Consider the following 11119-nt stretch of genomic DNA (forward strand, 5'->3'; position numbering starts at 1 on the left):
TTTCTTCTTTTCTGGAGAGTCCCCGGAATGTCCTCTGTCCACCAAGACCTTGCACTTCAACCGGTTGAAGCCTTCCTCAACCGCCACCTCGGCCCAGATGCCGCCGAACAAGCCACCATGCTCAAAACGCTGGGCTTGGACAGCCGCGATCAGCTCATTGGACAGAGCGTTCCTCCTGCCATTCGCCTACAGGGTGAGCTGGCGCTACCGCCCGCATTAGACGAGCAAGCAGCGCTGAGCAAACTGCGCGGCTACGCCCAACAAAATCAACAGTGGACCAGCCTGATCGGCATGGGCTACTACGGCACCGTTACCCCTACCGTGATTTTGCGTAACGTGTTGGAAAACCCCGGTTGGTACACCGCTTACACGCCTTATCAGCCCGAAATCGCTCAGGGTCGCTTGGAGGCGCTGCTGGCCTACCAACAAATGACCATCGACCTGACCGGCATGGAGCTGGCTAACGCTTCCCTGCTGGATGAAGCCACCGCCGCCGCTGAAGCCATGGCCATGGCCCGCCGTGTGGCTAAGAGCAAAAGCAACGCCTTCTTCGTTGACCACAATTGCCATCCACAAACCCTATCGGTGCTGCAAACCCGCGCCCAAGGCTTTGGTTTTGAGCTGATTGTCGGCGATCTGGCGCAACTGGAAAGCGTCTCTGTGTTTGGTGCGCTGCTGCAATACCCCGACACCCACGGCGAAATCCGCGACCTGCGTCCCATCATCGCCCAACTGCACAGCCAACAAGCCTTGGCCTGCGTGGCGGCAGACTTGATGAGCCTGCTGCTGCTCACTCCGCCCGGTGAATTGGGTGCGGATATTGTGCTCGGCTCCAGCCAACGCTTTGGTGTGCCCATGGGTTACGGTGGCCCACACGCAGCCTTCTTTGCCACCCGTGATGACTTCAAACGTGCCATGCCGGGCCGAATCATCGGCGTTTCTAAGGATGCACGCGGCAACACTGCGCTGCGTATGGCGCTACAAACCCGCGAACAGCACATCCGCCGCGAGAAGGCCAACTCCAATATCTGCACCTCACAGGTGTTGTTGGCGAACATGGCCAGCTTCTACGCCATCTACCACGGGCCTCAGGGCTTGAAGGCCATTGCTCAGCGCATCCACGGCCTGACGGCAATGCTGGCCACTGCGTTGGAGCAAAAGGGCGTTACCCGTCTGAACCAAGCCTTCTTCGATACTCTGACTCTGGATGTGGGCGGCGCTCAAACCGCAATCATCGAAAGTGCCAAAGCCGCTCACATCAACCTGCGGATTCTGGGGCAGGGTCGTTTGGCGGTGAGTCTGGACGAAAGCTGCACCGAAGAAACCCTCAAGCAACTGCTGGCGGTATTCCTCGGCGCGGATCATGGCCTGTGCCTGAATACCTTAGCCGCTCAAAGTAGCAGCGGTATTCCGGCGGCACTGCAACGCCAATCCAGCTATCTGAGCCATCCGGTGTTCAACACCCACCACAGCGAAACCGAGATGCTGCGCTACCTCAAGCGTCTGGAAAACAAGGACTTGGCCCTCAACCAAGCCATGATTCCCCTCGGCTCCTGCACCATGAAGTTGAACGCCACCAGCCAGATGCTGCCCATCACTTGGCCAGAATTTGCCAACCTGCACCCCTTCGCCCCGCGCGAGCAGGCTGCCGGTTACAAGGCAATGATTGATGAGTTGGAAGCCTGGCTGAGTGCCATCACCGGCTTTGATGCCATCAGCATGCAGCCCAACTCCGGTGCTCAGGGTGAATACGCCGGTCTGTTGGCAATCCAGAACTACCACGCCAGCCAAGGCCAAGCGGAGCGGCATATTTGCTTGATTCCTGCGTCGGCTCATGGCACCAACCCCGCCTCGGCGCAGATGCTGAACCTGCAAATTCAGGTAGTGGCCTGCGACAAATCCGGCAACGTGGATTTGGACGACCTTAAGGCCAAGGCCGAGGCCGCCGGTAGCAAACTCTCTTGCTTGATGATCACCTATCCCTCGACCCACGGCGTGTACGAAGAAAGCATCCGCGACATCTGCGCGGTGATTCATGCTCAAGGCGGACAGGTGTATATGGATGGCGCGAACCTGAACGCCTTGGTCGGGCTGTCGCGTCCTGCCGACATTGGCGCGGACGTTTCGCACATGAACCTGCACAAAACCTTCGCCATTCCCCATGGCGGTGGCGGCCCCGGCATGGGCCCCATTGGTGTGAAAGCGCACCTCGCGCCCTTCGTCGCCAACCATCCGGTGGTGGAGCTGCAAGGCCCGAATTCCAACAACAGCGCCGTCAGTGCCGCGCCTTGGGGCAGCGCCAGCATTCTGCCCATCAGCTGGATGTACATTGCCATGATGGGCCCAAAGCTGCGCGAAGCCACCGAAGTGGCCATCCTCAACGCCAACTATCTGGCCGCGCGTTTGAATGAGGCCTTCCCGGTGCTCTACACCGGCCGCAGCGGTCGCGTGGCCCACGAGTGCATCATCGACCTACGTCCGCTGAAGGCCCAAACCGGCATCAGTGAGGAAGACGTGGCCAAGCGCCTGATGGACTACGGTTTCCATGCGCCGACCATGTCCTTCCCTGTGCCTGGCACCCTGATGATCGAGCCCACCGAGAGCGAGCCATTGGTGGAGCTGGAGCGTTTTGTGGAGGCCATGCTCAGCATTCGCGCCGAGATCGACAAGGTGCAGCAAGGCGTGTGGCCGCTGGCCGATAACCCACTGGTGAACGCGCCGCACACGCTGGAAGATGTGATCAACGCTTGGTCGCACCCCTACAGCATTGCCGAAGCCGTCACCCCCACCGCCCACACCCGCGCCCATAAATACTGGCCGGCAGTGAACCGGGTGGACAACGTGTATGGCGACCGCAATCTATTTTGCGTCTGTGTGCCGGCAGCGGATTACGGCGCTTAAGGCTTAAGGCTGAACGAAGGAGGTTGGGTGCAAGGCCCAATCTCCCTAAGCGTTAAAATTATGACTTCTTCAGGGGGACGCTGTTATAACGGCGCACCCACGACCCATAAGCCTTAGTTTAGGCCTCAAGCTCCGAGCCGCGCACCAGCGGAAACTCCACCCGTACCCTCAAGCCTCCTTGCTCGCCATCCAGCAAATGAATGCTGGCCTGATGGGCGCGACAAATTTCGCCAACAATAGCCAAGCCCAATCCCGCTCCGCCGCGCTCGGGGGTGAGACGATGGAAGCGCTCGAAAACCTTCTGCCGCGCGCTTTCGGGAATGCCGGGGCCGTTGTCTTCTACTTCTAATGCACTCGGTGGCAACACACGCAGGGTCACCAGTCCGCCCTGTTTTGCGGTATGGGTCATGGCGTTGTCCAAAAGATTGCTCAGCAACTCATTAAGCAGAGTCGGCTCGCCCATCACCCACACCGGCTCAGGTGCTTCCAAGGCCAAATCCACACCCCGTGCATGGGCCAAGGGGGCCAAAGCTAAGCCCAATTCGCGGGCCAGCTGTCGGAGTTCAATGCGCTCGGCGCTGCCCTCAGCCACCGCTTGGGCGCTGCTTTCAATCCGTGCCCAAGACAGCAGTTGATTGGCCAAATGCGCCAAACGATCGCTGCTGTGGCGGCCTTCATTCAGGGTTTGCCACCAAATCTCTGGTGTTTGTTCGCGCAAGCCCAACTCCAAACGCGCCTTGAGGGCCGCAATGGGGGTGCGTAATTCGTGGGCGGCATCGGCAATGAACTGAGATTGGCGCTCCAACAGATGCCGTAAGCGTGCGGTAAAGAGGTTCAGAGCCGTTACGAGGGGCAGTAACTCGCGCTGCACGGTTAAGACCGGCAGCGGACGCAAATCCTCCGGTGAGCGCTCGGCCACAGCGCGGCGCAGTTGTTCTAAGGGACGCAACGCCGCAGTAACAACCACCCACACCAAGGCCATTGCCGCCAGAATCAGCAACGTCATGCGCCACAGAGTATCGGCCAGTAAGCTGCGGGCCATGCGCTCGCGAGCCTCTTCAGTTTCCGCCACCCGAATTTCGGCCATACCGTTGAGGGTGGTTTCGCTGATGGGCTGCTGCAAACTGACTACCCGCACCCGCTGCCCTCGGTACTGAGCATCATAGAAACGCGCCAGAGCGGGATAGTCACGAGTTAGAGGGGCATCCGTCGGAGCGCCGGGCAGTTGTTCATAGCCGGAAACCAATTGACCGTCCAAACCCAGCACCTGATAGTAGATGCGGCCAGCACTATCAAAGGCGAAGGTATCCAGAGCAATGTAGGGAATACGGGCTTTAAGACGGCCATCGCTCTCGAATAAACCCGAGGCAATGGTACGCGCCGAGGCCAGCAGAGTACGGTCATAGGCCGTATCGGCCGCTCGGCGGCCATTAAAGTAGGCACTCAGGGCGCTGACCAACAGCAGCAAGGTCAAGAGCAAGGCCATACGCCGCAGTAAACGCCCGCGCAGGCTGCCCGCCACCTGTACCGAGGGCGAGTCCTCTAACTCACTGAGCATCGCGGGTTGCTTCCAGTAAGTAGCCTAAGCCCCGGAAGGTGACGATGCGTACCGGGCTGTCTTCCAGCTTGCGCCGCAAACGGTGGATGTAGATCTCTATGGCTTCGGGGTTAATTTCATCGTCCAAGCCAAAGACTTGGGAAGCCAGCTGTTCCTTACTCATCACTCGCCCTGGACGAGCAATCAGCACGCTCAGTACCGCCTGCTCGCGCGAGGTCAAATTCAGCGGCTCGCCCTTGAGGCTGAAGCGGCTGGTATTGAGGTCAAATACCAAGGGGCCACAGCGTTGCTGGTGGTCGCCTCCCAATACACTGCGCCGCAACAGTGCCTTCACCCGCGCTTCCAGCTCCGTCAGCTCGAAGGGTTTGGCCAGATAGTCGTCGGCCCCCAGATTCAGGCCCTGTACTCGGTCTTTGACTTCGGAGCGCGCGGTCAGCATCAACACCGGCACCCGATTACCCCGCGCCCTCAGACGCGCCAATACTTCAAAGCCATCCATGCGCGGCAAGCCCACATCCATAACGACCAAATTAAAATCCTGATCGGTCAGGGCTAAATCAGCGGCCACGCCGTCTTGCAGTACATCCACAGTCAAGCCCGTAGCGCGCAAGGCTTGCGCCAAGCTGTCCGCCAGCGAGCTGTGGTCTTCAACGAGCAGGATACGCATGGGTCAATTCCGGACTAAGGCTTTTGTTATGCCCTCTAGTGTAACCAGCCCATCGCCTGCAAATGAATCGTCCCCCACCGGAAAGCAGGCTGAAAGGTTGGTGAAAGTTTGAGCGCCTAGCATCTCCAAAGCCTCTACTGGGCTGACACCTGATTACAACAACAAAAGGTATTTCCCCGATGCGTCGTCCGTCGTCTTTGCCGCTGCGCGCGGCACTGGCTGCCAGCGCCTCCTTGCTCTTCTGTAGCTCGCTGCTGGCTGAACCCAAACGCCCCGAATGTATTGCCCCCGCCTCGCCCGGTGGCGGCTTTGACCTGACCTGTAAGCTGGCTCAAAGCGCCTTGCTGGACAGCAAAATGCTGCAAAATCCCATGCGCGTGACTTACATGCCCGGTGGCGTGGGTGCGGTGGCCTATAACGCGGTGGTCGCTCAACGGCCTGCGGAGGGCGGTACTATCGTCGCCTTCTCCAGCGGCTCACTGTTGAACTTGGCTCAAGGCAAATTTGGGCGTTTTGACGAGAAGGCCGTGAAATGGCTGGCGGCTGTGGGAGCCAGTTACGGAGCCATCGCCGTGCGCGCCGACTCGCCCTACAAAACCCTAGACGACTTGGCTGCGGCGCTGAAAAAAGAACCGGGCAAGGTGGTGATTGGCGCCGGTGGCACCCTTGGCAGCCAAGACTGGATGCAGACGGCCATGATCGTTAAATCCATGGGCGTTAATCCTAAAGACCTGCGCTATGTGGCGATGGAAGGCGGCGGTGAAATCGCGACCGCACTGCTGGGTGGACACATTCAGGTCGCCAGCACCGACATCTCCGACTCCATGCCCCATGTGCTGAGCGGCAACATGCGCATTCTGGCGGTACTGGCGGACAAACGCATCGACGAGCCCGATATGGCCAAGATCCCCACCGCCAAAGAACAAGGCTACGACATCAGCTGGCCCGTGGTACGCGGCTACTACATGGGGCCGAAAGTCAGCGAGGAAGACTATCAGTGGTGGAAGACCCACTTCGAAAAACTCCTCGCCTCTGAAGACTTCGCCAAGCTGCGCGACCAGCGCGAGCTGTTCCCCTTCGCCCTCACTGGGCCGGAGTTGGAAGCCTATGTGCAAAAAGAAGTCGTCCGTTACCGGGCCATGGCCAAAGATTTTGGCCTGATCCAATAACCCCGTGACAGGCTGCCCTTGGCAGCCTTGTCCAAGGAGATGCTTATGCTACTGCAACGCCTGTTTTTAGGGGCCTGGTTGCTGCTGGCACTGGTGATGATCGGGGTGGGTCTGGACTATCAGGCACCCTTTTCGTACGAGCCGGTAGGGCCACGATCCTTTCCACTGCTGATGCTGGGTTTGCTCTGCGCCGGACTGCTGTACCTGTTGATCAACCCCACACCCATTCACCGGGATGAACACGAGCCGGAACTGGATCAGCATGGCCTGCGTAAGGTCGTACTCTGCATTGCCCTGCTGCTGGCCTTTGCTCTGCTGTTCGAACCGCTGGGCTTTATTCCTGCCAGCACACTGGTGGGTGCCTGTCTGGCACGCCTCTACGAAGGCCAATGGCGACCCAGCCTGATTGCAGGCTTGGGCTTGGCGCTGGGCCTGTACCTGTTGTTTGACAAGCTGCTGGATGTGCCGCTGCCACTGGGCATCCTCAGTGTGCTGGGAGGCTAACTGTGGATACTTTAAACTTTCTGGCCCAAGGGTTTGGCGTCGCCCTGACACCCACCAACCTCTTGATCGCCCTCATCGGCACCCTGATTGGCACCGTGGTCGGTTTGCTGCCCGGCCTTGGCCCCATCAACGGGGTGGCTATTTTAATTCCGGTGGCCTTTGCCCTCGGTCTGCCGCCTGAAACAGCGCTGATTTTGCTGGCCGCCGTTTATTTGGGCTGCGAATACGGCGGACGGATTTCCTCCATTCTGCTCAATATTCCCGGTGAAGCCGCCACCCTGATGACCTGTCTGGATGGCTACCCGATGGCGCGCCAAGGCTTGGCGGGGGTGGCGCTGTCGTTGTCAGCTTGGAGTTCGTTCATCGGTGCCTTGATTGCCACCTGCGGCATGGTGCTGTTTGCGCCCCTGCTGGCCAGCTGGGCCATTGCCTTTGGCCCGGCGGAATACTTTGTGCTGATGGTGTTGGCGACCGTCGCTCTGGCCGGTATGGCGGGCGATAAACCGATGAAAACGCTGGTCGCTACCCTGCTGGGACTGTTCCTGTCCTGCGTGGGGATTGATGCCAACAGCGGTGTGTATCGCTTCACCTTTGACAGCATTCACGTCACCGACGGCATTCAATTTGTAGTGCTGGTACTGGGTCTGTTCTCAGTCAGCGAAATTTTGCTGCTGCTGGAGAAAACCCACCACGGCCAACAAATGGTGCAGGCCACAGGCCGGATGCTGTTTAACTTCAACGAAGCGCGGAAGGTATTTTGGGTCAACCTGCGTTGTGGTTTAGGCGGCTTCTTTATCGGCGTACTGCCCGGAGCTGGGGCGACGCTTGCCAGTGCTTTGGCCTATATGACGGAGAAAAAACTCGCCGGAGCCGAGGGCAAATTCGGTAAGGGCGATCTGCGCGGACTGGCCGCCCCAGAAACCGCTATCGGCGCGTCCTGCTGCGGCGCGATGGTGCCCATGCTGACTCTGGGCGTGCCCGGCTCCGGTACCACGGCGGTGATGATTGGCGCTTTGAGCCTGTACAACATCACCCCCGGCCCGCTGCTGTTCCAAAATCAGCCCACGCTGGTCTGGGGTCTGATTGCTTCGCTGTTCATCGCCAACCTGATGCTGTTGGTTCTGAACGTGCCGATGATCAAGATCTTCACCCGTATCCTGACTGTACCGAACTGGGTACTGGTGCCCTTGATCGCCATCATTACCTCCATCGGGGTGTATGCCATCCATGCCACCACCTTTGACCTGATTTTGATGGTGGTCATCGGTGTTGTCGGCTACCTGATGCGGAAGATGGATTTCCCGCTTTCCCCCCTGCTGCTGGGCTTTATCCTTGGTGGCCATATGGAGCAAAACCTGCGCCGAGCGCTGTCCATCTCCAACGGTGAGCTGAGCATCCTCTGGAACAGCGGCATCGCTCAAGGCACCTGGGCCTTGGTGCTGGTGATGCTGGCTCTGCCGTTGATTCGCATCTGGCGGCGGCGTCTGGTAAGTAATCGTGCCGAGGGGCTGGTGGTAGATTGATAAGCAGTGCCCGACACCCGCCCTCGCGGGTGTCGGCGTGTTTATCCTATCCAAGGAATTGCCCATGCGATCCTCCCTGCGTCTTCTCCTATTAGTGGCTGGCCTAAGTCTCAGCCCTGCGCTGTGGGCCGAGCCTCAAAACCCCGAATGCATTGCACCGGCAGCCCCCGGTGGCGGATTCGATTTGGCCTGTCGTCTGGCCCAAAGCGGTTTAAAAGAAACCGGACTCCTGCAACAACCCCTAGCCATCAGCTATATGCCCGGCGGTGTCGGGGCTGTAGCCTACAATCAAATCGTGACCCAACGACCGGCAGAAGAAGGCACTCTAGTCGCCTTTTCCACAGGCTCCTTACTCAATATCGCTCAGGGTAAATTCGGGCGCTTCGATGAACAGGCCGTGCGCTGGCTAGCCGTGATTGGCACCAGCTACGGCGCGCTGGCAGTGCGCAGCGATTCGCCGTACCGTAACCTACAAGACTTGGTCAATGACCTCAAACACAACCCGGATCGCGTGATTATCGGCACCAGCGGCACCATTGGCGGACAGGATTGGCTGCAATTAGCACTGGTAGCGCGCGCGGCTGGGCTCAATCCGCGTCGCCTGCGCTATGTAGCCTTGGAGGGGGGCGGCGAAATTGCGACCGCACTTCAAGGGGGACATATCCAGATCGGCAGCACCGATATTTCCGACTCCATTCCCCGCGTTCAAAGCGGCCAGATTCGTATTTTGGCCGTCTTTGCGCCCCATCGGCTACGCGAAGAACCGGCAATGGCCGACATCCCCACCGCTCGCGAACAGGGTTTTGACATTGTCTGGCCGGTGCTGCGTGGTTTTTACATGGGCCCGCAGGTCAGCGAAGCTCAGTACCAATGGTGGAAAACCACTTTTGACCACCTGTTGGCCTCTGAAGATTTTGCCCAACTGCGTGACCAACGCGAGCTTTTTCCTTTGTCCCTCACTGGCCCTGAACTCACCCAACACATCCAAGAAGCCGTCACCCGTTACCGACAGATGGCTCGTGAGTTCGACCTTATCCACTGACCCCGCTCCGGAGTTCTACTGATGACATTCAAGGCCCTTCCCCACTGGCTCCGTGCCACCCAACCTTGGATTGTCACCCCCTTTGCGGGGGCCGCCGGAGGAGCCCTTGCCCAGTGGCTGCACTGTCCGCTGCCGTGGATGATTGGGGCTTTATTGGGCGTAACCCTGATTCGTTGCCTTGGTTGTTTGACCAAACCCGTTCCTCACGGGGTCAAACTGGGGCAGTGGATTGTCGCCACGGGTATTGGCCTGCACTTTACCGCCGCCGTGGTAGGGCAAATGCTCCAAAATGCCGGTGTGATTATTCTGGCCAGCGTACTGACGGTCGTGACCTGCGGGGTCGGCATCTGGCTGCACCGGCGCAGCGGCGTGGATCTGGCCACTGCCTACTTTGCCAGTATGCCCGGCGGCGCTAATGAAATGGTCAATCTGGGCCGCCAGCAGGGTGCGGATTTGCCCTCCATCGCCGCTGGGCAAAGCCTGCGCATGATGCTGGTGTTATTGACCGTACCAGCCAGCTATCTGCTGATTTTTGGCGGCGAAGCCCACACCCACACTAACGCCCCGGTGCATCTGGGCTGGCTCAGCCTGCTTTTTGCGATCGGTGGCCTGATTGCTTGGCGCTTTCAGCGTTGGCATTTACCTAATGCGTGGCAACTGGGTGCTCTGGCGGCCTGTATTCCCCTCACCGCCTTCTTTGATTTGCAGGTTGGTCTGCCACCGGGCGCGGGTGCCTTTGGCCAATGGCTGATTGGCAGCACCCTCGGTTGCTATTTCGACCGCAGCTTCTTTAAACGCGCTCCGGCCTTCATGCTGCGTACCCTCGCGGGAACCTGCTCCATCATGCTGCTGGCCATTCCTTTGGCATGGATTTTAGGCAGGGTATCTGGATTAGACATTCCCACTCTTGCTTTGGGCATGGCTCCCGGCGGCATTGCTGAAATGAGCCTCACCGCCGAAGCCTTGGGCCTGATGGTGCCCTTGGTCACTGCCATTCAAGTACTACGACTGCTGATGGTGCTGTTTTTGGCCGAGCCGGTGTTTCGAGTTTGGGTCAGGCTGCGCTCAAAAACCTCGGACGCTTAATTCAACTCAGTGGGCCAAGGACGGCTACCCCCTCGGAAGCCTTCAGGCAAGGGGTTCGGCTAAGAGGGCCAGACCTAAACACAGACTCCTCTTGCTCATACCCAAGGCTTCCAAGGGTTTTCAGCTTATTTTTTCAACTTTTTAGCCTGCGCAAACAACGCCGCCATGGCCGGATTGGTCGGTATGGCGTTGGGGGCTGCCGTTTAGCGCCAAAGTTGGTTCGGAAACTGGTGTCGCCAATTAAGGAGCGAATATCGCGCTGACTGCTTTCGGCAATGCGTTTCACCATTGGATAGGCTTCCGGGTGAACGGCGGAGGCATCCAGCGGATTATTGCCCTTCATCACCCGCAAAAAGCCAGCGGCCTGCTCGAAGGTTTTCCGCCCAAGCGCGGTACTTTTTTCAGTGCTGCACGATTGGGGAAAGCGCCGTTAGCATCGCGGAAAGCCACGATGTTTTGCGCCAGCGTTTGGTTCAGGCCGGAAATACGGCTGAGCAGGGCGCTGGAATAAGTCCCCTAAAGGCGCTTATCTGCTGGTGCTCGATCCTCTGGATGACTCCTCCAACATTGATGTGAACGTTTCCGTAGGCACTATTTTTCGGTACTGCGTTGTCCCGCTAAAGATTTCAGCCAAAATAATCTACTTGGCGAAGCGGATTATCGCTACGG

The 11119-nt window shown here is 58.8% G+C and carries 8 protein-coding genes and 2 pseudogenes; 7 read left to right on the forward strand and 3 right to left on the reverse strand.

The window, feature by feature from the left end:
* Window positions 1-27 precede the first annotated feature (27 nt).
* Window positions 28-2901, forward strand: coding sequence for an aminomethyl-transferring glycine dehydrogenase (gcvP, locus tag LX59_RS04885; protein WP_144570730.1), 2874 nt, complete (start codon window positions 28-30; stop codon window positions 2899-2901).
* A gap of 118 nt (window positions 2902-3019) precedes the next feature.
* Here gcvP and LX59_RS04890 read toward each other — a convergent pair whose 3' ends face one another.
* Window positions 3020-4459, reverse strand: a complete 1440-nt coding sequence (locus LX59_RS04890; RefSeq protein WP_144570731.1) for a sensor histidine kinase — start codon at window positions 4457-4459, stop codon at window positions 3020-3022.
* Complete coding sequence (locus LX59_RS04895) at window positions 4449-5126, reverse strand: response regulator (protein WP_144570732.1); 678 nt, start codon at window positions 5124-5126, stop codon at window positions 4449-4451. Before LX59_RS04895 ends, LX59_RS04890 begins: the two co-directional genes overlap by 11 nt.
* 179 nt (window positions 5127-5305) lie before the next feature.
* On the opposite strand from LX59_RS04895, the gene LX59_RS04900 reads away from it, so the two are divergent.
* From LX59_RS04900 to LX59_RS04920, 5 genes are all read left to right on the forward strand, one after another.
* A complete protein-coding gene (locus LX59_RS04900) occupies window positions 5306-6295 on the forward strand; it encodes a Bug family tripartite tricarboxylate transporter substrate binding protein (RefSeq protein WP_144570733.1) in 990 nt (329 codons plus the stop codon).
* A 45-nt stretch (window positions 6296-6340) separates the two neighbouring features.
* Complete coding sequence (locus tag LX59_RS04905) at window positions 6341-6799, forward strand: tripartite tricarboxylate transporter TctB family protein (RefSeq protein ID WP_144570734.1); 459 nt, start codon at window positions 6341-6343, stop codon at window positions 6797-6799.
* Between the two features lie 2 nt (window positions 6800-6801).
* The gene (locus LX59_RS04910; protein ID WP_144570735.1) at window positions 6802-8322 is read left to right on the forward strand and encodes a tripartite tricarboxylate transporter permease; all 1521 of its coding nucleotides are present in this window, start codon (window positions 6802-6804) and stop codon (window positions 8320-8322) included.
* 64 nt (window positions 8323-8386) lie between these two features.
* Window positions 8387-9364 carry a tripartite tricarboxylate transporter substrate binding protein gene (locus tag LX59_RS04915; RefSeq protein WP_144570736.1) on the forward strand — a complete coding sequence of 326 codons (978 nt, stop codon included), beginning with the start codon at window positions 8387-8389 and terminating at the stop codon, window positions 9362-9364.
* 21 nt (window positions 9365-9385) lie between these two features.
* A complete protein-coding gene (locus LX59_RS04920) occupies window positions 9386-10450 on the forward strand; it encodes an AbrB family transcriptional regulator (RefSeq protein WP_144570737.1) in 1065 nt (354 codons plus the stop codon).
* A 199-nt stretch (window positions 10451-10649) separates the two neighbouring features.
* Here LX59_RS04920 and LX59_RS04925 read toward each other — a convergent pair.
* Window positions 10650-10963: pseudogene (locus LX59_RS04925) on the reverse strand (helix-hairpin-helix domain-containing protein); the annotation flags it as partial.
* Between LX59_RS04925 and LX59_RS04930 the strand changes: the two are divergent.
* Window positions 10960-11102: pseudogene (locus LX59_RS04930) on the forward strand (class 1 fructose-bisphosphatase); the annotation flags it as partial. The pseudogenes LX59_RS04925 and LX59_RS04930 sit on opposite strands and share 4 nt — an antisense overlap.
* Between the last annotated feature and the right edge of the window lie 17 nt (window positions 11103-11119).

The organism is Azomonas agilis (assembly GCF_007830255.1).
Lineage (GTDB): Bacteria > Pseudomonadota > Gammaproteobacteria > Pseudomonadales > Pseudomonadaceae > Azomonas > Azomonas agilis.

Excerpts from the sequence above, each read along its gene's own strand:
- gcvP (WP_144570730.1), top strand. The coding sequence starts at position 28 with ATGTCCTCTGTCCACCAAGACCTTGCACTTCAACCGGTTGAAGCCTTC.
- LX59_RS04890 (WP_144570731.1), bottom strand. The coding sequence starts at position 4,459 with ATGCTCAGTGAGTTAGAGGACTCGCCCTCGGTACAGGTGGCGGGCAGC.
- LX59_RS04895 (WP_144570732.1), bottom strand. The coding sequence starts at position 5,126 with ATGCGTATCCTGCTCGTTGAAGACCACAGCTCGCTGGCGGACAGCTTG.
- LX59_RS04900 (WP_144570733.1), top strand. The coding sequence starts at position 5,306 with ATGCGTCGTCCGTCGTCTTTGCCGCTGCGCGCGGCACTGGCTGCCAGC.
- LX59_RS04905 (WP_144570734.1), top strand. The coding sequence starts at position 6,341 with ATGCTACTGCAACGCCTGTTTTTAGGGGCCTGGTTGCTGCTGGCACTG.
- LX59_RS04915 (WP_144570736.1), top strand. The coding sequence starts at position 8,387 with ATGCGATCCTCCCTGCGTCTTCTCCTATTAGTGGCTGGCCTAAGTCTC.
- LX59_RS04920 (WP_144570737.1), top strand. The coding sequence starts at position 9,386 with ATGACATTCAAGGCCCTTCCCCACTGGCTCCGTGCCACCCAACCTTGG.